Here is a 24,535-nt window from a genome sequence, read left to right on the forward strand (position 1 = left end):
ACCCCGGGCAGGCGCGATACGCTCGATGCGTCGCTCTCCTGACGCGCACTTGCGCCACCCACGCAAAAATACCACACCATGGGCTGACCATTTGGTCAGATTCTTGCTGGAAATACAACATGAGCTGTTACATTGACACTCGAAGACGCCAATCGGGCCCGCAATGCCCAGATTCGGATGTGCCATACGCCTGAAGGCACCACAATGACAAGACGACCTGACGGGATGCCTGCATGATCGACTTCACCTTGAACGGACACGCGCATCAGCTGCCCGCGCCTGCACCGGGAACGACAACGCTTGAAGCCCTTCGCACCTCTCTGGGGCATACTGGCACCAAGGAAGGCTGCGCGTCCGGTGACTGCGGCGCCTGCACGATTGCCTTGCAGGTGCCGGGCCAGCCCATGACGACGGTCAATGCCTGCCTGATGCCCGCCCACCAGCTGCAGGATTGCGAGTTGATCACCATCGAGGGACTGGCGAACGAGACCGCCACCTCCTCGCTCTCCCCGGTGCAGCAAGCGCTGGTGACGACCCACGCCAGCCAATGTGGCTTCTGTACCCCGGGCATCGCCATGAGCCTGGCGGTGCTGCACGCCGATCATCAGCTGCGCACCGCAGAGGGCGAGAGTCTCGATGCCGCGCGGCGCGATCAGATGATCGACCATGCGCTGGGCGGCAATCTGTGCCGCTGCACAGGCTATCGACCGATACGCGAGGCTGCCCATCGCCTGCTGCAGGGAGAATTCGGGCCGGCCACCCTGCTGTCATCCGGCCAGGCAGCTTGTCAGCCCGCCACTGGCGAGGCGAATTCAGCGTCCCGTCGCGAGCGAGATAGCGAACTGAAAGGCTCAAGCACCTTCCATCGTCCCACCCGTCTCGAAGATCTGCTGGCGCTGCGCGCCGCACATCCCGAGGCGCCCTTGATCGCGGGGGGCACGGATCTGATGCTCGAATACACGCAACGCCTGCGTGACTTCCCGGCACTGATCGATACCACGTGTGTCGCGGCCCTTGGCACCATCGAGGAAGGGGAACACGCCGGCCAGGCAGGCTGGTGGATCGGCGCTGCGGTGACCTACCGCCAGCTGATGCCACTGCTGCGTGAACATTATCCCGAGGGCGCGGACCTGCTCACTCGCCTGGGCAGTGAACAGATCCGCAATCGTGGCACGCTGGGCGGCAACATCGGCAACGCCTCACCCATCGGGGACATGCCGCCGCTGTTGATCGCGCTGGAGGCCTATCTCCAGCTGATGAGTGTCGATGGGGAGCGCATCCTCAAGCTTGAGGACTTCTTCCTCGACTACAAGCGCACCCAATTGATGCCGGACGAGATCATCCATTCCCTCTTCCTGCCGCGGCCGGTGCACAATCAGCGGCTGGCGGTCCACAAGCTTTCCAAACGGCGAGATGATGACATCTCCACGCTGCTGGGGGTCTTCGCCTGGCGGCGCGATGCCAGTGGCCATGCTCAGCACTGGCGAGTCGCCTTCGGCGGCATGGCCGGCATTCCGGCACGTGCACCGCATCTCGAGGCACTCCTGAGCCGTGAAACGCTGGAATCGCTCACGCCCGCCCAGCTCGACACCCTCACTCGCCACAGGATCGAGCAGGCCATCCAGGCCGATTTCTCGCCTCTCTCGGACGTGCGTGGCTCCCGCGAGTATCGTCTGCTGGCCGCCAGCCATCTGGTCCCCCGAGTGGCGCAGCGAATCCACAATGAACGTCACGCGACTGCCCCCCTCATGCCACTGGAGAGCCTCGATGCGTACCTTGCACAGTCTTGAGTCCGACCCCAGTGCCACTCCGGCCACGAACGCTTCGCCGTCACATCAGCATGAGAGCGCCGAGCGTCACGTCAGTGGCACGGCACGCTACGTCGACGACCTGCCACTCCCCGCAGGCACGCTGCACCTGGCCATCGGCATGAGCGAGGTCGCGCATGCCACTCTGGATTCCCTGACACTCGAGGCGGTGCGGGCCGCCCCCGGCGTCGTCTGTGTGCTCAGCGCTTCAGACATCCCCGGCCACCGCGATGTCGGCCCGGTCTTCCCCGGCGACCCGCTGCTGGTCAGTGATCGCATCAGTCATCATGGTCAGGCGCTGTTCGTGGTTGCCGCCGAGAGCGAGCGGGCGGCGCGTCAGGCGGCGCGACTGGCCAAGGTGGCGGTGACCCCCTTGCCACTGACGCTTGATCCCTGCCAGGCCGCCAGTCGCGGTGATCTGGTGCGCCCGACCCATACCCAGGCACGTCTGGCCAACGGCCGGGCAGCGACACGCGAAAGCGTCAGCGAACGACTTGCCAGATCCGCCTGGCAATTGGACGGCGAGCTTGAGAGCGGTGGACAGGAACACTTCTATCTGGAGAGCCAGGCAGCGCTGGCCTTGCCGGGTGAAGACGACGAGATGCTGGTGCACAGCTCGTCCCAGCACCCCAGTGAAGTCCAGAAGCTGATCGCCGAGGTGCTGGGCGTGCCCTTCCATGCCATCACGGTGGAAACCCGTCGCATGGGAGGCGGCTTCGGCGGCAAGGAAACCCAGGCCGCGCCGGTGGCATGTCTGGCAGCCCTGGTGGCGCGTCGTACGGGGCGGGCCGCCAGACTGCGACTGCCCCGCAATGACGACATGCGCCTGACCGGCAAGCGCCATCCCTTCCATCACCGCTACCAGTTCGGTGTCGATGACAGCGGGCGCATCGACACCGCCATCATCGAGCTGACCGGCGACTGCGGCCACTCGCCGGATCTGTCGGATGCCATCGTCGATCGCGCCATGTTCCATGCCGACAACGCCTATTACCTCGGCAATGCCCATGTGCGCGGTATCCGTGCCCGCACCAACGTGGCGTCCAACACCGCCTTCCGCGGCTTTGGTGGTCCGCAGGGCATGCTCGCCATCGAGGCGGCCATGGAGGATATCGCAAGGCGTCTGGGGCGCGACCCGCTGGAGATCCGCAAGCGCAACCTCTACTGCGAAGGCCGTGAGACCACGCATTATGGCCAGCACGTCAATCAGTACCCACTGCTCACCACGCTGATCGACCAGCTCGAGGCGCAGGGCGACTACTGGGCGCGTCGTGCCGAGATTCGCGCCTTCAATGCCGCCAATCCGGTGGTGAAGAAGGGGCTGGCGCTGACGCCGGTGAAATTCGGCATCTCCTTTACCGCCAAGCACCTCAATCAGGCCGGCGCCCTGGTGCATGTCTATACCGATGGCAGCGTGCAGGTGAATCATGGCGGCACCGAGATGGGCCAGGGCCTGCACACCAAGATCACTCAGGTCGCGGCCCGTGAGCTGGGCCTGAGCGTGGACAGGGTGCGCATCACCGCCACGCGCACCGACAAGGTACCCAACACCTCACCGACCGCGGCAAGTTCGGGAGCGGACCTCAACGGCATGGCCACACGTGATGCCTGCCTGCGCCTCAAGGCGCGCCTGCTCGACTTCGCCGCCGAACATCTCGCCCAGCCACGCACCAGCCTGAGCCTCGACAATGGCGAACTGCATGGCCCGAGCGGCGTACTGATGACATGGGGGGAGCTGATCCAGGCGGCGTATCTGGAACGCATCTCGCTCTCCGAGAAGGGCTTCTATGCCACCCCGGACATCCACTACGACCGCGAAAGTGGCACCGGACACCCCTTCTACTACTACGCCTTCGGCGCGGCGCTGTGTGAAGTGGTCGTCGATACCTTGAGCGGCGAATACCGACTGGAAAGCGCCGAGATCCTGCACGATGTGGGAGATTCGCTCAATCCGGCCATCGACATCGGTCAGATAGAAGGCGGCTTCGTGCAGGGCATGGGCTGGCTGACGACGGAGGAACTCAAGTGGAACGAGGAGGGTCGCCTGCTGACCGATGGCCCGGCCACCTACAAGATACCCGCCATCAGCGACGTACCCGACGGCGCGATCACGGTACGCCTGCTGGAAGGACATCCCAACTCGGCCGCCAGCATCTATCGCTCCAAGGCGGTGGGTGAGCCCCCCTTCATGCTCGCCATCAGCGTGTGGGCGGCGCTGCGCGATGCGCTGGCCTCGTTGACCGACTACCGCCGCGCAGTGCGCCTGGATACCCCGGCCACGCCGGAACGCGTGATGCTGGCGGCGCGCGAACAGCGTGACTGGCAGGAGCAGCACGCCACTGCCGGCGCAGAGCCAACGCAGGTGCCGTCATGAGTGCAATCAAGAGGGCAATCAAGAGTGCCGCGACCAGCCGCTGGTATCAGGCGCTCGCCGAGGCACAGGCAGCGCTGACGGCCCATGCCCTGGCCACCGTGGTGACGGTGGCGGGCTCCGCCCCGCGAGGTGCCGGCAGCAAGATGCTGATCACCCCGGATACGCTGCACGACAGCCTCGGCGGCGGTCGGCTGGAGCAGCTGGTGGTAGAGCGCGCTCGAGCGATGCTGGCGCAGGGACAGTCGGGCTGTCATCTCGAGGAGATCGCGCTGGGCCAGCATGCTCAACAATGCTGTGGTGGCCACGTGCAGGTGTTGATCGAGCTGTACCCGGCGCTTGCGCCACGGCTGACCCTGTTCGGCGCCGGCCATGTCGGTCAGGCCATCGTCCACCTGCTGGCGCCGCTGGACTGGCAGATCGACTGGCGGGATTCACGCGCCGAGCAGCTCGAGTCCGCCACGATTCCTGCGGGCAGTGAGGGCCGTGTGCAGCGCCAGACATTCAATATCCTGACGGACCTGCCGCTCTCGAAAGCGGCGCCGGCCTCCGACTCGCTGCCAGTGAGGGCGGGCAGTCATGTGCTGGTATTGACCCATGATCATGTCGAGGACCAGGCGCTGGTGGCGGCTCTTGCACCGCGTGATGACCTGGCCTCGCTGGGGCTGATCGGCTCCAGCAGCAAGTGGGCGCGCTTTCGCCAGCGCCTGCGCGGCGATCTCGACGAGCACGAGGTCGCCCGCATTCGCTGCCCGATCGGTGTGCCGGGGATTCCGGGCAAACGCCCCGAGGAGATCGCGATCGCGGTGGTGGCCGAACTGCTTCAGTTGCAGGCCAGCCAAGCCGCCCAGCAGACCGACGACGCGAACTCCCCAACCTCGTCACACCCCCCATCATTGGACGGCAATGGCCTGACGCGCAAGGGTGCCCGCCAGCTGCGCGCCCGCCTTGCCCCTGACGCGATGCACCAGACAGAACCGACACGGAAGGCCGAATGATGACTGACCAAGACACCCCGCTATCTGTGGCCTGCCACCTGGATGACCGCCGACTGACGGCGGCGCTGCGCTCGGCCGCAAAGGCGCCAGAAAGCGTCAGCCTGTTGCGTGGCGCCCTGCTGCACTTCCTGGATGAGCCTCTGGACGACCCGCAAGGAACGCTTGCGTCAGGCGAGCGGGACCCCGCCATCGAGTACTACGCGGATGCCCTGCTGGTGATGCACGCCGGCCATGTGGTCGCCGTGGGGGATCACCACTCGCTTGCCCGGCATGATGCCGTGAGTGAACTGATGCGCCTGAGCCCGCCGCACAGCGTCACCGGTCTGATGATGCCAGGCTTCATCGATACCCACGTGCACTTCCCGCAGCTGGATATCATCGCAAGCTATGGTCACTGCCTGATCGACTGGCTGAATACCTACACCTTCCCCGCCGAGCAGCGCTTTGCCGACCCCGCGCACGCCGCCGAGGTCGCCGAGATCTTCCTTGATGAGCTGCTGCGTCATGGCTCCACCAGTGCCCAGGTGTTTGCCACCTCGCATGCCAGCAGTGCCGATGCCCTGTTCCGGGCCGCGCGGAGCCGCGACATGCGTGTGCATGCCGGTCGCGTGATGATGGATCGCAATGCGCCGCCGGCACTGCTCGATTCAGGCGTCACCGCGCTCAAGGACGATGAGCGGCTGATCGCGGACTGGCACGGGCGTGATCGCCTCGGCTATGTGCTGACCCCGCGCTTCGCCCCGACCTCGACGCCTGAGCAACTCAAGGCCGCCGGTCAACTGCTCAAGTGCCAGCCGGACCTGCACCTGCAGACCCATCTGGCCGAGAACCTCGATGAAGTGAAGTGGGTGGCGGAACTGTTCCCCGAGGCTCGGGATTATCTGGCGGTCTATGAGGATGTTGGCCTGAGTCACGAGCGCACCACCTTCGCCCACGGCATCCACCTGGACGATGGCATGCGCCAGCGCATCGCGGATCGTGGCGCCAGCATCGCCTTCTGTCCGACCTCCAACCTGTTCCTCGGCAGCGGGCTGTTCGATCGCGCCAGCGCCCGCCATCAGGGGATCAACATCAGCATCGCCACCGATGTCGGCGGTGGCTCCAGCCTGTGTCAGCTGGAGAGCCTCAAGGCTGCCTATCAGGTCGGTCAGTTGCACGGTGCGGTCGCCCATGATGTGGCGGGGCTTGCGTCACGTGCCAACCAGCCACTGACGCCCTGGCAGGGCTTCTATCAATTGACGCTGGGCAATGCGCGCGCCATGCGGCTGGAGGACAAGGTCGGCAACCTGCGTCCGGGGATGGAGGCGGACGTGATCGTGCTCGACCCCACGGCGACTCACTTGCTGGCGCGGCGTACCCGCTGGGGACAGCCACAGCAGGTACCGCTGGGGGAGGTGCTGTTCGCCCTGATGATGCTCGGGGATGACCGCGCGATTCGCGAGGTACATGTGGCGGGCCGCTGCCGCAAACGGCACGGCATGCTGCTGAGTGACCACACCGCTGCGAAGACACGCCCACAGGCGGAAGCATTAATGCCCTGAGGGCATCACAGGTGTGACAACATGCTGACAAATGGTGCCAATTTATAGAATTGGTGCCATTTTTTCATCATAAAGGTGCGTGAGACATGGATACTCAACGCTGAGTCCACTCGTTATGATGGCGCCATCTTCTTCCAACGTCCTGGGCACCCTCAGAGGTGTCGACGCATTACGAGGTCCGTCATCATGACTCCCACTGCCATCATGCAACGTCGTTATTCCACCAAGGCCTTCGATCCGGCGCGCAAGATCAGCGCCGCAGACTGGCAGGAACTGGAAAACGTGATGCGCCTGAGCGCTTCCAGCGTCAATTCCCAACCGTGGCACTTCCTGGTGCTGGAGTCTGACGATGCCAAGCAGCGCTTCGCACGCGCCGGTACAGATGACAAGTACGCCTTCAACTCGCCGAAGATCACCAATGCGTCTCACGTCGTGCTGTTCTGCACCCGCACTACCCTGGACGACAACTACCTGAAACATCTGCTGGATACCGAAGCCTCTGATGGTCGCTTCAAGAAGGATGACGAGTTCAGCGCCATGATGGACGGCGCGCGTCGTCTGTTCATCGACCTGCATCGTCATGATCTCAAGGACATGCAGCACTGGATGGACAAGCAGGTTTACCTCAATTACGGCAGCCTGCTGTATGCCGCCTCCAGCCTGAACATCGACACCGTGCCGCTGGAAGGCATCGACCCGGTGGCGCTGGACGCCGAATTCGGGCTGCGCGAGAAAGGCTTCAACGCCCTGGTCGCCGTGAGCCTTGGCTATCGCGCCGCTGACGACTTCAATGCGGAACTGCCCAAGTCCCGTCTGCCGGCAGACGAACTCTTCACTCGCCTGTAAGCGCAGGGGACATCGAGCGGCGGGCAGCGCATTCCCCCACGGGGCTCCGTGCCTGCCGCATTGCATCCGCCCATCGGACATGACACCGTTTCTGCTCATGTCCCATCGTCCGCCGGTCACGTGGGGCATCCGCTTCACGCGTCATCATTTTCGTTCACGAAAGGATTCATGCCATGTCTCTCAAGCTTATCGCGACTCTGACCTTCCCCGCCGACCAGCAGGAAAAGGCCCGTGACATTCTCGCCGACCTGGTCGAGAAGAGTCAGTCCGACAAGGGCTGTCTGCAATATGAACTCTTCGCGGTAGACAAGCAGGTCGAGGAAGGCGAGCCGGTACCGGAAGGCGACTTCGTGGTACTGGAGGAATGGTGGGATGAAGAAGCGCTGGAAGCCCACGTGGCATCCGAGCACTTCCAGGGCTTCCTGGGGGCCTTCGCGGAAGGCGAGATCGGCCTCAAGATCCAGCGTCTGCTGACAGTCTGACGCCAGCCGCTTGACCCTGCGCCCGCTTGCCCGGGCCACAGGGACGTCAATTCCAGGACCCCGCCGAGTCACGCTCGGCGGGGTCCTGCGTTATCCGGCCAGTCATCGAGTGCCTCGGCGACAAGACGTCGTGACAGCAAAAGACACCTGATATTGGTTCACTTCTTGCTTATAATTGCCCGCCCGCGAATCGCATGGCGTGATCACGCATCGTCATCCTCGATCATCAGCCCCATTCCTCCCGCATTTGCCGCGAGCCGACAAGGAGCGTCCCATGACCCAAGCTTCCTCCCAGCACAAGGGGATCGACGAGCCACTGCTCGGCCTCGAGAGCTGCCCCTCCGTTCCCATCTCGGCGCTCGCCGGGGCCCAGCATCTGCTGGCCAGTCTGGCGGGCATCATTGCACCGACATTGATCATCACCAGTGCGCTATCGCTCGGTGCCTATACCGCCAGTCTGCTGTCGATGGCGCTGGTGGTCTCCGGGATCGCCACCTGGATTCAATCCCAGCGCCTGGGGCCATTCGGCTCGGGGCTGTTGAGCATCCAGGGCACCAGCTTCAGCTTCGTATCAGCCTTGATCACCGCCGGCCTGATCGCGCGCAGCCAGAATGCCAGTGACGAACAGGTGCTGGCGGTACTGTTCGGCACCTGTCTGGCCGGCAGCCTGATCGAGATGGCATTGGGCACGGTGCTGCCATGGCTCAAGCGCGTCATCACACCGGTGGTGACGGGCGTAGTGGTGATGCTGATCGGGTTGAGTCTGATCGAGGTCGGCATGACGGATATCGGTGGCGGCTTCGGTGCCGCGGACTTCGGCGCCCCCGCCAATCTGGCGCTGGCCGGCTGCGTGCTGATCACGGTACTGGCCTGTCAGGTCTCGCGTCACCCGTGGCTGAGAATCGCCTCCATCTTCATCGGCATGGCCGTCGGCTGCATCATCGCGGCGCTGGGCGGCATGTACGATGCGCCACAACTGGCGGATGCCGCACTGATTGCTCTGCCGCACCCGGCGACGCTGAATACCGGCTTCGACTTCTCGCTGGCCGCCTTCCTGCCGGTGGCCTTCATCTTCATTATCACCGCCATCGAGACCGTCGGCGATCTCACCGGCAGCGCACGCGCCTCGGGGCTTGCCGTGGATGACGACACGCATCAGAAGCGTCTGCGCGGCGGTGTGCTCGGGGATGGCCTGAATTCCGCACTCGGTGCGCTGGCCGGCACCTTCCCCAACACCACCTTCAGTCAGAACACCGGCGTGATCCAGCTGACCGGTATCGCCAGCCGCCATGTGGGCCGCTACGTGGCGGGCTTCCTGCTGTTGCTGGGCCTGTCGCCCTTCATCGCCACCCTGCTCACGCAGATGCCGCGCCCGGTGCTCGGTGCCACCACCACGCTGATGTTCGCGCTGATCGCCGTCTCCGGCATCCGCATCCTGATGGCGCAGCCCATCGGGCGTCGCGAGATGATGATCATCGCGCTGGCCCTGGGGCTTGGTCTGGGCGTCGGCATGGTACCGGATGTGCTGAACGCGATTCCGGGGGCCTTCGCCGATGCCTTGCGCTCGCCGATCACCATGGGCGGCCTGACTGCCATCCTCGCCGAGTTGCTGCTGCCGAAGATGGAAGATGCCGAGGTGTTCAATCCCAAAGCGAGTGAGCGTGAGTCCACCGACAGCATCAGCGCGGAGCAGGAACACGCCTGAGCCGCAGGCGCCGCAATGAGACATGAAAGAACCGGCGCATCATTGGCCGGTTTTTTCATGTCGGTCGCCTCTTGAGGCCAGTCGCGCTTCTTCAGCTCAGGTGCACTTCTTCACGCCATTCGCTGACGCACGCAAACGGCGTACAGCTCGCACTTCCTGAGCAGGTCATCCAATCTCCACAATGGCAAGACAGACTCGTACAGCGGTGTGCCTTGCCATCGGTTACCCTTCACCCACTACACATAAGCGCTTTCTCATCAATAGTCTTGCAATCGCCACCCTGACAATCAGCACTTTGAGGCTGGAAGGCGCCATAGCGCCTCGGAGCCAGACACAAGGAACGTATCGCTCATGCTGAACACTCGACTCACCTCATCAAACGCGCCGGGCTTGCGCACATCCCCCCGCTCGCGCCTGGCGCTGAAGACCCTGCTGGGGGCTGCATTGCTGAGCACGCTCAGCGCCTGCGCCAGCCATCAGGACCATGAATGGCAGGCAGACACGTCCTATCACCTGACGGTGCTGCACACCAATGATCATCACGGTCGCTTCTGGCGCAGCAGCGATGGCGAATACGGCATGTCGGCGCGCAAGACGCTGGTCGACCGTATCCGCGCCGAAGTGGAATCCGAGGGTGGCAGCGTGCTGCTGCTGTCCGGCGGAGACATCAATACCGGCGTGCCGGAGTCCGATCTGCAGCAGGCCGAACCTGACTTCAAGGGCATGAACCGCATCGGCTATGACGCCATGGCGGTGGGCAATCATGAATTCGACAACCCGCTGGACGTGCTGCTCAAGCAGCGCGACTGGGCCGATTTCCCGATGCTGGCCGCCAACATCTACGACAAGGCCACCGGCGAGCGTCTGTTCGCGCCCTACAGGATCTTCGATGAAGACGGCGTCCATATCGCGGTGATCGGCCTGACCACCGAAGACACCGTGCGCATCGGCAATCCCGAGTACTTCAGCAATCTCGAGTTTCGCGATCCCAAGGAAGAGGCACGCAAGGTCATCGAGCAACTGAACGAGCATGAGCAGCCGGACCTGATCTTCGCCGTCACCCACATGGGGCATTATCAGAATGCCGAGCATGGCATCAACGCGCCGGGCGACGTCGCGCTTGCGCGCTACCTGCCCACCGGTGCGCTGGACATGATCGTCGGAGGGCACTCCCAGGAGCCGGTGTGCATGGAGGGCGTCAACCGGATGGCGGACTTTGCGCCCGGCGATGATTGCCAGCCGGACCGTCAGAACGGTACCTACATCGTGCAGGCACACGAGTGGGGCAAGTACGTGGGGCGTGCCGATTACGAGTTCCGCAATGGCGAGCTGACCATGCTCAACTATCAGTTGATCCCGGTGAACCTCAAGAAGACCGTCGAAGTGAACGGCGAGCGTCACAAGGTGCTGGTCAAGGAGGAAATCGCCGAGGACAGTGAGCTGCTCGAGTTCCTGCGCCCCTATCAGGAGAAGGGCCAGGCGCAGCTCAATGTCACCGTCGCGCAGAGCAACGGCAAGCTGGAGGGGGATCGCGACGTGGTGCGCTTTGCCCAGACCAATCTGGGCCGCCTGATCGCCACCGCCGCCATGCAGGCCGGCAAGGCAGACTTCGGCGTGATGAACTCAGGTGGCGTGCGCGCCTCATTGCCTGAAGGAGAGATCACCTACAAGGATGTGCTGACCGTACTGCCCTTCGGCAACACCGTGGGGGTCGTCAGCATGTCGGGCAGCGAGGTGCTCGACTACCTCAATGCCGTGGCGACCCAGCCGGTGGACTCCGGCGCCTATGCCCAGTTTGCCGGTATCAGCATGCAGGTCGACCGGGCCGAGGGCAGCGTCTCTGACGTGATGATCCAGGGCCAGCCACTGGACATGAGCGCGCAATATCGCTTCAGCGTTCCAAGCTTCAATGCCGCCGGCGGGGATGGCTATCCGAAGGTCACTGATCTGCCGGGCTACCTGGATACCGGCTTCGTCGATGCCGATGTGCTCAAGGCCTATCTGGCCCAGCAGAGCCCGATCGATGTCTCGGCGTACGCGCCCCAGGGCGAGATTGTCTATCAATAAATTACTTATAACAAGAAAATAAGCGGGGCTTAATATGCCCCGCTCAATATTCTAGCAACGCTATAAGGCTAATGACATCTAAAAAAAATAAAATTAATCAAAATCTCTGTCAGGAATCATAGAGACAAATCTTTCCAATCTTGTATAAATATGTGAAAAAGATTTCTGCGCAACACTAAGGAAGTTAATTTCCAAAGGGTCTTGGCTTCTATATCTTGCATCGCTAAAATAAACACCATTATTTATGCTCGTAAGCATCCTTGTAAAGGTGGTTATCAAGAAACTTTCTTTCTTAGTAGATTTTTGCGCTACATCATACATCCCAAACCTACTGATAAATGCATCTTCTACATCCGACTCATTCAACAACGACATATTGAAAAACTTGTCTATAGATTTAAATTTTACATTTGTGATTAATTCGTAATCTTCTTCCTCTGGGTTGAGTATGTTGGTGACCACGGACATTACAAATGCAAGACACTCAAACATTATAACTTCTTGGCCATTTTTTCTAACAAACCTTCTCTCGTTATTATTCACTATATCAAAAACTTCAAGTGCAATGAGAAAATAAAACCTTTCAGCTTCACTCTCTATTAAAGACTCTCTTATTTTCGCCAACCTAAACTTATCACTTGTATTGATAGACAAGCTAGACACTATACTTTCCCATGTAATATTTTTACCCACATATCTTCTAAAGTGAGATTTTCTCGAAACTTCAAATAAAGGCATGGCTCTACCCTCACTTCGAATAACATAGATATTTAAACCATCACCAGACGGCCTGACATAAAAATGCAGTTGATTTGATAGAATCTATGCACGAAAGCAGATAAAATCAATAAAAATATGTTCCGTGACAAAAAAACGTTACTTCATATTGGTAACGCTAAATAGCTGAGAATAAAAACATGAACCTCAACCGCACCGACAGCGAACTGCTCAACCTGTTGATCAAGGACGGTCGCATGTCCTACGCCGATATCGCCCGCAAGCTGGGCATCTCGCGTGCCCACGCCCGTACGCGAGTCCAGGCATTGGTCGAGAGCGGCGTGATCGAGCAGTTCACCGCCGTCATCAACCCGGACAAGCTCGGCAAGGGTATCTCCACCTTCGTGGACCTGACCGTCGCACCCAGCGCCATCGAGCGTATCGCCGAGGAGCTTTCCGCCTGTGTCGAGGTGGTCAGCCTCTACATCATGAGCGACCTGAAAAGCCTGCACATCCACACCCTCACTGACAGCTACGAAGCCTTCGACAGCTTCGTGCGCGAACATATCTTCAATCGTGACGAGATACTCTCCGTCGACTGCAAGTCGCTGATGACACGCGTGAAGCACCGTCGTGGTGGCGCACGGCTATAAGCACGCGCCGGGGTCGCGAATCAATGCATGCGACCCAACCCACGCAGCAAGCGCATGGTGACCCACAGAAAGCCCAGCGGGAACAGCACCGTCTGGGTGATGAACAGCATGGTGAGATCGATCACCTTGTCGGTCATGGCATCAAAGCCCTCGGTGACACTGGTGATCGGCCCGCCGACCCAGCCTTCCATGCTGCCCTTGAACTGCTGCCACCAGCTGCGCTCTTCGTGCTCGCCTCCCACCTGCTTGTCCGCCACTTCCGCCAGCTGCTGCTGCGTCACGCTCAGCTGCGCCATCTGCGCATCTCGGCTGTCATCGAGAAAGGCCTGGCCTGCCACACCACTGGCCAGCGCGACACTGAGCACGGCAAAGCGCAGCGCGATGCCCCATAGCGCCAGGCGCACGAGTGCCTGCTGCCACCAGGGAGGGACGCGCCCGGCTTCGCTGTCTGCCCGCCTGCCCTCGGCCAGCAGGCCGAACACCGCCAGCAGGCAGGCCACGGTGGTCATGCTCTTGATGATCACGGAACCGGAGATGCCCAGCAGCAATTTCTGCAGCGCCAATGAGCCGGTCGCCGCGAACATCACCCACGAGAAGCGCTCGATCATGTCATTGGCGGGGTCCAGCGCCTCCCCGGGCGAGACCTGAAATACCTGCAGGTCGATGGTCGAGGACTGCAGCACCGAGATGGTCGCGTTCAGGCCCTTGGCGATGGCGAAGGCACTGAAGGCCTGCCCCAGGGTGGCATCGATGACATCGCGTGCCCACTGCTGGGGCAGCTCCCACCAGGCAAGCACTGCCATTACCAGCAGGATGGCGATCAGGAAGGCGCGGGGTATTCGCGCGTCAGTGGGTGCGCCGGGGGCGGCAGGCAGGCGCACGCCAGCATGTCTCGCGAAAGGCGTGGAGGAGACGGCAGACGTGGCCGGCGTGGGAGAAGCGGAATCGTCAGAATCATGAGGTGACATGCAAGGCTCCAACAGGGCAAATCCGCATGATGCCACCGGGCTTGCTGACTGTCGTCATCGCCCGGCAATCACCGGCCCCATTCATGTCCCTGTCGCCTCGCTCCGCCCAGCTCTCTCTTCTCCCTGCCCCCCGTCCCTATCAGCGCCCGTCCCTATCAGCCCACGCACCGCTCAGCCCTCTCGTGCCAAGCCCTTTCCTGACAGCCTCGCTCAGAGGTAATGCACCGCGATGACTCAAGCGCACCGTAATGCGGCAAGCATGACAATTGGTCATCACCACCCCACATTCGCGAGCCAGATGTCACCTTCCGTGATGCTATCGATGAACAAATGCCGCGATTGGCGTGATCTTCTGACATTTGTCAGGCACTGAACTCCGCACATCAGCGGCTCCACGGTCTCACATGTGCAACTCCGGAGACGCATGCGCGCATTCTCAACGGAAAACAGCGCCCTAATCTTGCACGTAGTTCATTGAAATAATTGGGAAAATTTCTCATGCGGCGAAATGGCACACGGCTTGCAGAGTCATCCCCGTAGCGCGATGACAAATGACAGCCTCAAAACTGACAAATGAAAGACATCGCTACTCAAGAGCATGCAGAAACACCGACACAACAAGATCGCTGACCTCGATGTCAGCACGCCGTACAGGCTCCCCTTGCCGCATCCGCACATCCACCGCCGCAGGGGCACTACTGGTCATCCGTCCGCAGGAGAACCTCCCATGACATTCGATCGTCGCAAGTTCCTGGGTGCCGCTCTGGCAACCTCAACCGCTGGACTCGTGATGGGTGCGCCCGCCATCGTGCGCGCGGAATCCAGCAAGACCTATCAATGGAAGATGACCAATGCCTACGGCCCGGGATCGCCCTTCTATGTCGAGGGCCCCGGTAGCCCGACCGACTTCTGCCGCAAGGTGGAAGCCATGTCGGGCGGGCGCATGAAGATCCAGCACTTTGCGGCCGGTGAGCTGATTCCGGCACTGGAAGGCTTCAATGCCGTCGCCAGTGGCGTGGTGGAGATGAACGCCGGCAATGCCTATTTCTGGGCCGGCAAGATTCCCGCTGCCCAGTACTTCACTACCGTCCCCTTCGGCATGAATACCCAGGGCATGAATGCCTGGCTGTATCACGGTGGCGGCCTGGAGCTATGGCATGAGCTGTACGCCCCCAAGGGACTGATCGCCTTCCCGATGGGCAATACCGGCGTGCAGATGACCGGCTGGTTCCGCAAGCCGATCAACACGGTGGAGGACTTGAAAGGCCTGAAGATGCGTATCCCGGGGCTTGCCGGCAAGGTCTATGCCGAGCTGGGCGTCGCCGTGCGCCTGTTGCCGGGCGGCGAAATATTCCCGGCGCTGGAGCGCGGTGTCATCGATGCCGCCGAATTCGTCGGCCCCTATCAGGACCGCCGTCTGGGGCTTCAGAAGGCTGCCAAGTACTACTACACCACCGGCTGGCACGAGCCGACCAACGTGACCGAGCTGATGATCAACAAGGCCGCCTGGGAGAGTCTGCCGGAAGACCTGCAGGCCATCGTCAAGGCCGCCGCTCAGGCGTGCAATGTCGAGAGCCAGGCCTGGTGTGAGTCGGTGAACGCCGAAGCGCTCAATGATCTGGTGGAAAACGAGGGCGTCACCGCTCAGCCGTTGCCCGATTCCGTGGTGGCGCGCCTGAAGGAAGTCACCGAGAAGACGCTGACCGACATGGCGGCCGCCGATCCAGACACCGCACGTGTGCACGAGTCGTTCATGGCCTTCCGCGATCAACACAAGGAATGGGCCGCCGTCAGCGAGAAGACCTTCCTGGCACTCTGACGGCTGACATCGAACCTCCCCCGTCGCGGTACCTGCGGCTCACGTCCCCAGTGCCTGAACGGATCACCGCTGGTGTCATCCCTGCTCCCCCTGTCTACGCCACGGCCTGTCCCGTCGTGGCGTTCGTGAGGTCATGTCATGCTGCATGTCATCCACTGTCTCGAGGGCATCATCGAGCGGCTGGGCATCATTGCCCGTTACTCGCTGTTGGCACTCGTGGTGCTGGTCGCCAGTAACGTGCTGTTGCGTTACTTCTTCAGCATCAGTCCCGTGCCACTCCAGGAATTCGAGTGGCATCTGATTTCCCCCATCGCGCTGCTGGGCATTTCCTATGCCCTCAAGCATCGCGCCGACGTTCGCGTCGATGTCTTCTATGATCGATTTTCCCCCAAGGGGCGTGCGCTGGTGGATCTGCTCGGCGCCCTGATGACCATCGCCATCGGCACGGCCATTGCCTGGCTCGGCCTGAGCTATACCGAGCAGTCGTATCAGCTGATGGAAGGCTCACCCGACCCCGGCGGCCTGCCCTATCGCTACCTGCTCAAGGCCTTCATCCCCATCGGTTTCGCCGCGCTTGCCCTGCAGGGCGTGGCGGATTGCCTGCGCGCCTTGCTGACATTGACAAACCGCATGCCCGACGCCTCTTCCACCACGTCATCCAACACCAAGGTGCCTTCATGAGTCCGAATGAGTGGATTGCCCTCAGCATGATCGGCGGCTTCCTGATCCTGATGCTGATCGGGATTCCGGTCGCGATCTCATTGGCGGTGGCCGGTTTCGTGGCGGGTCTGGCGGGCTTCGGCCCGCTGCTGTTCAGCCTGATGCCGGCACGTCTCTATGGTGTGGTCACCAATTACACGTTGCTGGCGATACCGCTGTTCGTGTTCATGGGGGTCATGCTCGAGAAATCGCGGGTCGCCGAGGACATGCTCGAGACCATCGGGCGCGCCATGGGCGGCGTCAACGGCGGCATGGGCATCGCGATCATTCTGGTCGGCGTGCTGATGGGCGCCTCCACCGGGATCGTCGGTGCGACTGTGGTCACCGTCGGCATGCTGACATTGCCGACCCTGCTGCGCCGCGGCTATCACCCGGGCGTGGCCTCGGCCACCATCTGCGCCTCCGGCACCCTGGGGCAGATCATTCCGCCGAGCCTCGTGTTGATCCTGCTGTCGGAGATTCTCGGCGAATCCGTCGGTACCCTGTTCGCCGCGGCCTTCGTGCCGGGCCTGGCGATCGCGGTCATCTACATCGTCTACCTGCTGGTGCTGGGCTGGTGGAAGCCGGAACTCGTCCCGGCCATTCCAAAAGAGGAGCGCGCCGCCGCTGGCGGCATGAAGGAATTGCTGAGGGATCTGGCGCGCAGCGTGATTCCGCCGCTGATGCTGGTCTTCGCGGTACTGGGCTCAATTCTGGGTGGCGTGGCCGCCCCCACCGAGGCGGCCTCGATGGGCGCACTGGGCAGTCTCGTGATCGCACTGCTGGCGCGGCGCCTCGATTTCCCGATGCTCAAGGCTTGCCTGCACTCGACCCTGACCATCACCGCCATGGTCTATTTCATCCTGTTGTGCGCGCAGCCGTTCTCACTGGCCTTCCGCGGCCTTGGCGGCGAGAACATGGTGCATGACCTGTTCAATCTGCTGCCGGGGGGAGAACTGGGCGCTCTCATCTTCCTGATGGTGATACTGTTCGTGCTCGGCTTTTTCCTGGAGTGGATCGAGATCAGCTATATCGCACTGCCGATGTTCCTGCCGGTCTTCATCGGCTATGGCACCGACATGGTATGGCTGGGCGTACTGGTGGCGATGAATCTGCAGATGTCATTCCTGACGCCTCCCTTCGGCTGGGCATTGTTCTTCCTCAAGGGGGTCGCGCCACCGGAAGTCACGACACGCCACCTGTATCTCGGCGTACTCCCCTTCGTGGGACTGCAGGCCATGGCCGTCGTGCTGCTGTTCTGCTTCCCGGGTCTTGCCACCTGGCTGCCGGACGCCATCGGCTGGTAACCCGGTCACGATGGCCAGCCTGACAGGCGACTTGACGCCACCAACGGGGCCTGGCCATCACAAGGGCATTGAAAAGATAATTCAGCAACGCGTAATGTCTTGGCTCGCCAACCCGCTCGCACCCCCTCGGAGACAGCGCGAGAGAAAGCGCTCCAGGGAGATGCCTCGACTGCCGATGTCGTCTGTCGGCAACTTTCACCAGCAATGAATGACCCCGCGCCATACGGGTACTACAAGGAAACACCATGGAACTGTTCTCAGCCTATCCACTGCACTGGATTCTCGGTCTGATCGCCGCACTCATCGTCACCGGCATGATTGCCGGCGTGATGGCCGGCTTGCTGGGGGTCGGCGGCGGTATCGTCATCGTGCCCGTGCTCTTTCACCTCTTCAGCCTGCTGGGTGTCGATGAGGCGGTCCGCATGCACCAGGCGGTCGGCACCTCGCTTGCGACCATCATTCCCACCTCGATCATGTCGGCCAGGGCCCACTACGCCAAGGGCAATCTTGACCCGGCGATACTCAAGCGTCTGCTGCCGGGCGTGATCATCGGCGTCATCATCGGCGGCCTGCTGTCCAACCTGTTCAGCGGCGCGGTCCTGATGGGGCTGTTCGCCACCGTCGCCTTCCTCGTGGCGCTCAACATGTTCCGTCGTCAGTCCACAGTGCTGGGCACTGGCCTGCCGGGCCCGCTGGGCAGTGGTGCGCTGGGTACCTTCATCGGTGGCGTCTCGACCCTGATGGGCATCGGCGGCGGCACCCTGAGCGTGCCGACCCTCAGCACCCTCGGCACTCCGATGCACCTGGCCGTGGGCACGGGCGCAGCGCTCGGGCTGGTGATCAGCCTGCCGGGCACCGCCAGCTTCCTGCTCAATGGCATCGGGGAGCCGAACCTGCTGCCGGGCTCCATCGGCTACGTCAATCTGCTCGGTTTCGCCGCCATCGTGCCTGCGACCATGCTGTGTGCGCCGATCGGTGCCAAGCTGGCCCATGCGATGGATGCCGCCAAGCTCAAGAAGGTCTTCGCCATCTTCCTGATGTTCACGGCACTGCGCATGTTCTACGACCTGTTCACCGGCAGCTGATCTCCGCCCTCAGCGCAATGACAACGGCGCAATAGCAACGGCGCAATAACAACAACGACATTCACAGGAGCAAGACGCCATGATGCATACCCGACGAGGATTCGGCGGGGCCTGCGCTGCCCCCCATCATCTGGCAGCAGAGGCCGGCCGTGACATCCTGCGTGACGGCGGCAATGCCATCGAGGCGATGGTCGCGATGGCCGCGACCATCGCCGTGGTCTATCCGCACATGAATGGTATCGGCGGTGATGGCTTCTGGCTGATCAAGCGACCCGGTCTCGCCCCCATCGCGATCGATGCCTGTGGGCCGGCCGCGGCGCTGGCCAGCCGAGAGTTCTACGCCGCGCAAGGCTACGGTGTGGCCGATGACGAGACAGGCGCTCCCCTGGTGAATGGCGACAGCATCCCCACCCGTGGGCCGCTGTCCGCCTTGACGGTGGCCGGTACCATCGGCGGCTGGCAGGAGGCACTGGCCTTCTCGGCAGACACCTCCGACGCCGAGCGCGCGCCATTGCCCCTCGCGACGCTGTTGCGCCAGGCCATCCGCCATGCCAATGACGGGGTCGCGGTCAGCGCCAGCCAGCAAGCCTTGAGCGAGAAGCACCTGGCCGTGCTGTCACGGCAACCCGGGTTTGCGCAGCGCTATCTGGGTCAGAGCGAGTCAGGGGAGCCGATGGCGCTCGAGGAAGGCGCCCGCCTGCGTCAGCCGGCGCTTGCCATGACCCTCGCCCGCCTGGCGGATGCCGGGCTGGACGATTTCTACCGAGGCGAGCTGGCGGCGCACATGGCGCAGGAACTGCAGTCCGCCGGCAGTCCGCTGCGCCTGGAGGACCTCAACGGCTATCGCGCCCAACGCGTCACGCCGCTCAAGGTGCGTCTGCGCGACAGTGAGGTATACAACCTGCCCGCCCCGACCCAGGGTCTGGCGACATTGATGATTCTGGGGCTTTACGATGAATTGAGCGCCAGGCACGGCATCAGCGAAGCGGAGGGCAATACACCGCGTCACCTGCATGCGCTGATCGAGGCCACCAAACGCGCCTTCCTGGTGCGCGACAGCCTGATCACCTCTCCGGAATGCCTCGAGGGCGGGCTGGAAAGCGGCATCGCGACGCAACAGGTACATCTTTCACAGGATGCCCTGACTCAGCAGGCGGCAATGATCGACATGCAGGCCGCCTTGGAATGGCCCCACGAGCCCGCCGAGGGCGACACCATCTGGATGGGCGCCACAGACAGCGAGGGCACTACCGTCAGCTTCATCCAGAGCGTCTACTGGGAGTTCGGCAGTGGCATGGTACTGCCCAGCAGTGGCGTGATGTGGCAGAACCGCGGGCTGGCGTTCGATCTGGCGCCCGCCAGACTGCGCAGCCTGGCGCCGGGCCGCAAGCCCTTCCACACCCTCAATCCCTCACTGGCGTGTTTCGATGATGGCCGTGTGATGGCCTTCGGCACCATGGGCGGTGAAGGCCAGCCGCAGACTCAGGCCGCAGTCTTCACGCGCATCGCCCGCCACGGCATGTCATTGCAGGCCGCGATCAGTGCTCCACGCTGGCTGCTGGGCCGCACCTGGGGCGATGTCAGCACCAGCCTCAAGCTCGAATCGCGCCTTGAGGGTGACGTGGCGGAGGCACTCAGGGAGCTGGGGCATGAAGTAGAGGTGCTGGAAGACGCCTACAGCGATACGCTGGGTCACGCCGGCGCGGTGATGCGTCACCCGGATGGACAGGTCGAGGCCGCACATGACCCACGCAGCGATGGTGGCGCGGCGCTGACCTGAAGAAATCCGGCCAGCTCAGCGTCACAAGCTGGCCGAGATATTGCTGCTCAGATTGATGCTGGCAATAGTACGGTTCAACCCCCTCCCTCCCCCAGTCAGACCGGGGGGCAGGGATGAGACCTCGTCATGACATTAAACTTTCCTTATTCATGATTGAGGAAACCATGAGACAAACCGCCTGTCTCTGCACAGACGCATCGGATGTTCATTGGCCAGCACGGTATCGACAGGCCATTGGCATCGATAACTCCGACAACAACGACAAAGAGCGACTCACCACAATGACCACAGCTTCCTTCATGACTCCTCGCCGCCTTGTAGCTGCCATCTCGATCGCCGCCTGTTCACTGGCCTATGGCATTCAGGCCAATGCGGCGGATCACCCGGGCGTCAAGATCTACGCGACCGGCGGCACGATAGCGGGCAGTTCAGCCTCCTCCACGGACACCACCAACTACAAATCCGGCAGCATCGGCGTGCAGGCACTGCTGGATGCCGTACCGGAACTGGCAGACGTGGCAGAGGTGACGGGCGAGCAGATCGCCAATACCGGCAGCAGCAACATCGATCAGGAAATCCTGCTAAAGCTGTCGAAATCGATCAATGAGGCGCTGGCCACCGATGCCACACATGGCGTGGTGATAACGCATGGGACCGATACGCTGGAGGAGACCGGCTTCTTCCTGGATCTCACGGTCGAAAGCGACAAACCGGTGGTGATGGTGGGTGCCATGCGTCCGGCGACCGCCATCAGTGCCGATGGCCCCTTCAATCTGCTGGAGGCGGTCACGCTGGCCGCCGATGAAGGCGCGGAGGGTCGTGGGGCGATGATCGTGCTCAACGACCGCATCGGTTCGGCGTATTACACCACCAAGACCAATGCCATCATGATGGACACCTTCAAGGCGACCGAGCAGGGCTATCTGGGTGCCTTCATCAGCGGCAAGCCGCACTTCTACTACACACCGGCAACCCCGACCGACAAGCCACATTTTGACGTGACGTCCCTCGATGGCCTGCCCAAGGTCGATATCATCTACGCCCATCAGGACATGGACCCGGCGCTGTTCACCGCGGCACTCGACAATGGCGCCAAGGGTATCGTGATAGCCGGCAGCGGCAATGGCTCCATTCCGGACACTCTGAAGCCATTGGTGAAGCAGGCGATGGAAGATGGTCTGCCAGTCGTTCGCAGCACGCGTACCGGCAACGGCATCGTGACGGCCAAGGAAGAAGGTATCGGCAGCGGCGCACTCAACCCTCAGAAAGCGCGCATTCTGCTCTCGCTGGCGCTGACCGAAACCGATGACATGGACAAGGTACGTAGCTACTTCGAGTGAGCCGGCAGTCAGTGGCATGACGAGACGTGACTGACCCTTCATGCAAAAAGGGACTGCCCAGGCAGTCCCTTTTTGCTTTTCCACACTCAGTGATTCATTCAGGCGCGTTGCGCTGCGAGGGGCTGCGCGTGAAGGCGCCGGGGCGTTTTTCACCCTCTTCACTCTCGTGATAGCGCTTGGCCGCATTCGCCCACCAGGCAAGTTGTTCGAAGGCCCGCTCGAGATAGCCGCTCCATTTCTGGGCATCTTGAGTCTCGGTGTAGCTGCCGTCCTCATCGAGCACGTCCTGGGCCCGGGGCACGTGGATCATCGCCGAGACCGGCAGGCAGCCCAGCTCCGAGAGGAAGGTGCGCATGTTGACCGCCGCCCGCACGCCACCCCACTGTCCTGCGGAATAGGTCGCGATCACCGACGGCTTGTAGGAGTAGAGCGAGCTGCCGAAGTGATTCAGGAGATTGGCCAACGCCGGACTCATGGAATGGTTGTACTCGGGGCTGACCATCACATAGCCATCCGCCGACTCTATTTCCTGGGCGAGATTGAGCAAGTCCTGCGGGGCATTGCGTTGTGCATAGGAAAACAGCGGCTTGAAGGGGGCCGAGAGATCGTAATCCAGAGGGTCGATCAACACCGCTTCATGACCACTTTCCTCAAGCTTGGCCATGCAACATCTGGCGACCCGCTCTCCCAGACGTGCGGGGGATGGGGGGAACTTGTCCGAACCGACCCCAGAAAGACCAGAATCTTGAGCGCCATTGTCAACTCCTTCAAGTGTGTCATGTAAGGTGATTCTGGCAGCGCATCACCCCTGAATCACGCATTCCCACCATGCTCCATTGCCATCTCGGCCGATTGGCAGATTGACCACAACCCCCTTCGTGGCATCTCGTGATCGGAAGCGACACATCAGACTCGATGTCTTCGCCATTTTCGCCCGTCACCCAAGGCTAACCTCGCGAACTCGTGATCCCTCTCGACGAATTCCTCAATAAGAAACGATACGCCACATCACCGTTTCCTCAGCACATCTCCGCCAGCAATGAGCCTTGGGTAGCGTTATGGCATATTCGAGGTTGCGCCATTTCCTTGCTGACGAGGGACGACGATCCCCCCCGCCACTGGCAAGGCGGAAAGATGGCTCACGATGGATGACTGCGTCCGCCGAACCACCCAGAATCATGCCATCAACCCAATTTTCGCGACATTTTTGCCAATGATATCGCCAAATATCCGACCATGCCCTCTTCGCGCTTCAGTCCTGGCGTGATCCCGCAGGGCAAAGTCTCGCGCAGACCGACATCCGGCTTCCCCCATCATGAACCTGTCATGGCGACGCAACAAACATGCACTAAAACTAATAAAGTGCTAGCTTTACCATCCCACAAGCATGAGATATCTCATCCACCTCAGGAAACGAGGAGTCAGCAAGGGAATGAAAGACAGTCACGACGTCGCCGTCATCACGCAGTTCACCTCTTCTTTCACGCATCAGACCCATCGAGAGACGGTGTCATTCTTCGGTCGTCGCCATCCACTTTTCCAGCAGGTCCTCAAGCTGCGTGACCAACACCATGGTGTCGCCAAGGCATATCTCAAGAAGCACACGGACCACGATGACGTGATCGACAGCAACAGTCAGCATATCTGCCTGATGGACACACAGCACGATACCTTGCTGGGCAGCATTCGCATCACACCTGGCGGTCTCGAGTCGCGCACCCTCTTTGACGACAGTGATGTCGTTTCCATCCCAGAAGGTGCCATCTATGAATTCAGCCGTCTGGTAATGGCCCCGGAGGCCAAACGTTTCGCCCATGGCAATCTGTTGATGGCTGCAGCGGCACGCCATGTGAAATCCAGAAATGGTGATGGGATTCTGGCGTTGTGCAAGCGCGCCAACATGAAGATCTTCAAGCGCTTCGGTCTGTTGCCGCTTCACGATGCCACGCTAAGGACAGACAAGCATCTGGGAGAGCTCTACATGGTCTACGCCAGCATGGAGACCATCATGCACACGGCCAGACAGCGCTATGCCTCAGCCCCGACAGCGCCCCTGACACCTGAATGTCCGACACCCTCTGCCTCACCCGGGTCTGATGGCGGCAGCGACCGTCTTCCCCAATCGTCCCCGGCGAGTGCCAGTCGTCAATGAGCCCTCCCATTCAAGCTCGGTGCTGCGCTGACATCACCTGCCTGGCCCTGCCAGCCTGAGACGTATCACAGGACGTCCCTGACGGATTCTCCCTGAGCCCTTGCAGCAGTCGAGGTATTGCACCATCATTGAATGATAATGATTATCATAATCATGAAGATTGGCATGCTGACGACACCCGGTCACAGGAGGTCCTC

General features: G+C 61.7%; 19 protein-coding genes. 16 read left to right on the forward strand and 3 right to left on the reverse strand.

The features are described 5' to 3' along the window. Positions 1-233 precede the first annotated feature (233 nt). The 8 genes from BFX80_RS09880 (at position 234) to ushA (ending at position 11,818) form a co-directional block, all read left to right on the forward strand. Entirely contained in the window at positions 234-1,790 is a 1,557-nt protein-coding gene (locus BFX80_RS09880) for a xanthine dehydrogenase small subunit (RefSeq protein ID WP_084208745.1), read from the forward strand. Further along, complete coding sequence (gene xdhB, locus BFX80_RS09885) at positions 1,768-4,182, forward strand: xanthine dehydrogenase molybdopterin binding subunit (RefSeq protein ID WP_084208746.1); 2,415 nt, start codon at positions 1,768-1,770, stop codon at positions 4,180-4,182. Before BFX80_RS09880 ends, xdhB begins: the two co-directional genes overlap by 23 nt. After that, positions 4,179-5,177: a xanthine dehydrogenase accessory protein XdhC gene (gene xdhC / locus BFX80_RS09890; RefSeq protein ID WP_084208747.1), complete on the forward strand. Its 999-nt coding sequence runs from the start codon at positions 4,179-4,181 to the stop codon at positions 5,175-5,177. The genes xdhB and xdhC overlap by 4 nt, the downstream gene beginning before the upstream one ends. Continuing rightward, positions 5,174-6,718 (forward strand): guanine deaminase, encoded by a 1,545-nt coding sequence (gene guaD, locus BFX80_RS09895; RefSeq protein WP_240499527.1) that lies wholly within the window; start codon positions 5,174-5,176, stop codon positions 6,716-6,718. Before xdhC ends, guaD begins: the two co-directional genes overlap by 4 nt. Before the next feature lie 186 nt (positions 6,719-6,904). After that, a complete protein-coding gene (nfsB, locus tag BFX80_RS09900) occupies positions 6,905-7,564 on the forward strand; it encodes an oxygen-insensitive NAD(P)H nitroreductase (protein ID WP_084208748.1) in 660 nt (219 codons plus the stop codon). Positions 7,565-7,737: 173 nt separating this feature from the next. Continuing rightward, positions 7,738-8,046, forward strand: a complete 309-nt coding sequence (locus BFX80_RS09905) for a putative quinol monooxygenase (RefSeq protein ID WP_084208749.1) — start codon at positions 7,738-7,740, stop codon at positions 8,044-8,046. 274 nt (positions 8,047-8,320) lie between these two features. Continuing rightward, positions 8,321-9,751, forward strand: a complete 1,431-nt coding sequence (locus BFX80_RS09910; protein ID WP_077376686.1) for a uracil-xanthine permease family protein — start codon at positions 8,321-8,323, stop codon at positions 9,749-9,751. A gap of 351 nt (positions 9,752-10,102) precedes the next feature. Beyond that, entirely contained in the window at positions 10,103-11,818 is a 1,716-nt protein-coding gene (gene ushA / locus BFX80_RS09915; RefSeq protein ID WP_084208750.1) for a bifunctional UDP-sugar hydrolase/5'-nucleotidase UshA, read from the forward strand. 93 nt (positions 11,819-11,911) lie between these two features. On the opposite strand, the gene BFX80_RS17845 is transcribed toward ushA, so the two are convergent. Beyond that, complete coding sequence (locus tag BFX80_RS17845; RefSeq protein WP_157109470.1) at positions 11,912-12,556, reverse strand: hypothetical protein; 645 nt, start codon at positions 12,554-12,556, stop codon at positions 11,912-11,914. A gap of 179 nt (positions 12,557-12,735) precedes the next feature. Here BFX80_RS17845 and BFX80_RS09925 point away from each other — a divergent pair, with 179 nt between their 5' ends. Further along, complete coding sequence (locus BFX80_RS09925; protein WP_084208752.1) at positions 12,736-13,188, forward strand: Lrp/AsnC family transcriptional regulator; 453 nt, start codon at positions 12,736-12,738, stop codon at positions 13,186-13,188. Positions 13,189-13,208: 20 nt separating this feature from the next. Here BFX80_RS09925 and BFX80_RS09930 read toward each other — a convergent pair whose 3' ends face one another. After that, on the reverse strand, positions 13,209-14,156 hold the full coding sequence (locus BFX80_RS09930; protein ID WP_157109471.1) for a hypothetical protein: 948 nt from the start codon (positions 14,154-14,156) through the stop codon (positions 13,209-13,211). A gap of 727 nt (positions 14,157-14,883) precedes the next feature. On the opposite strand from BFX80_RS09930, the gene BFX80_RS09935 reads away from it, so the two are divergent. From BFX80_RS09935 to BFX80_RS09960, 6 genes are all read left to right on the forward strand, one after another. Beyond that, positions 14,884-15,975, forward strand: a complete 1,092-nt coding sequence (locus BFX80_RS09935; protein ID WP_077376697.1) for a TRAP transporter substrate-binding protein — start codon at positions 14,884-14,886, stop codon at positions 15,973-15,975. A 138-nt stretch (positions 15,976-16,113) separates the two neighbouring features. Beyond that, positions 16,114-16,656, forward strand: coding sequence for a TRAP transporter small permease subunit (locus tag BFX80_RS09940; protein ID WP_084208754.1), 543 nt, complete (start codon positions 16,114-16,116; stop codon positions 16,654-16,656). Continuing rightward, positions 16,653-17,981 (forward strand): TRAP transporter large permease, encoded by a 1,329-nt coding sequence (locus BFX80_RS09945; RefSeq protein WP_084208755.1) that lies wholly within the window; start codon positions 16,653-16,655, stop codon positions 17,979-17,981. The genes BFX80_RS09940 and BFX80_RS09945 overlap by 4 nt, the downstream gene beginning before the upstream one ends. Before the next feature lie 245 nt (positions 17,982-18,226). Then, the gene (locus BFX80_RS09950) at positions 18,227-19,066 is read left to right on the forward strand and encodes a sulfite exporter TauE/SafE family protein (protein ID WP_054556070.1); all 840 of its coding nucleotides are present in this window, start codon (positions 18,227-18,229) and stop codon (positions 19,064-19,066) included. Between the two features lie 79 nt (positions 19,067-19,145). After that, the gene (locus BFX80_RS09955; RefSeq protein WP_084208756.1) at positions 19,146-20,846 is read left to right on the forward strand and encodes a gamma-glutamyltransferase family protein; all 1,701 of its coding nucleotides are present in this window, start codon (positions 19,146-19,148) and stop codon (positions 20,844-20,846) included. A 281-nt stretch (positions 20,847-21,127) separates the two neighbouring features. After that, the gene (locus tag BFX80_RS09960; protein ID WP_205632694.1) at positions 21,128-22,186 is read left to right on the forward strand and encodes a type II asparaginase; all 1,059 of its coding nucleotides are present in this window, start codon (positions 21,128-21,130) and stop codon (positions 22,184-22,186) included. Positions 22,187-22,280: 94 nt separating this feature from the next. On the opposite strand, the gene BFX80_RS09965 is transcribed toward BFX80_RS09960, so the two are convergent. Continuing rightward, positions 22,281-22,850 carry an NAD(P)H-dependent oxidoreductase gene (locus tag BFX80_RS09965; RefSeq protein ID WP_157109472.1) on the reverse strand — a complete coding sequence of 190 codons (570 nt, stop codon included), beginning with the start codon at positions 22,848-22,850 and terminating at the stop codon, positions 22,281-22,283. A 768-nt stretch (positions 22,851-23,618) separates the two neighbouring features. Here BFX80_RS09965 and BFX80_RS09970 point away from each other — a divergent pair. After that, the gene (locus BFX80_RS09970) at positions 23,619-24,338 is read left to right on the forward strand and encodes a hypothetical protein (protein ID WP_084208757.1); all 720 of its coding nucleotides are present in this window, start codon (positions 23,619-23,621) and stop codon (positions 24,336-24,338) included. The last annotated feature ends 197 nt before the right edge of the window (positions 24,339-24,535 follow it).

It is taken from the genome of Cobetia marina (assembly GCF_001720485.1).
In the GTDB taxonomy this organism is placed as follows: Bacteria; Pseudomonadota; Gammaproteobacteria; order Pseudomonadales; family Halomonadaceae; genus Cobetia; species Cobetia marina.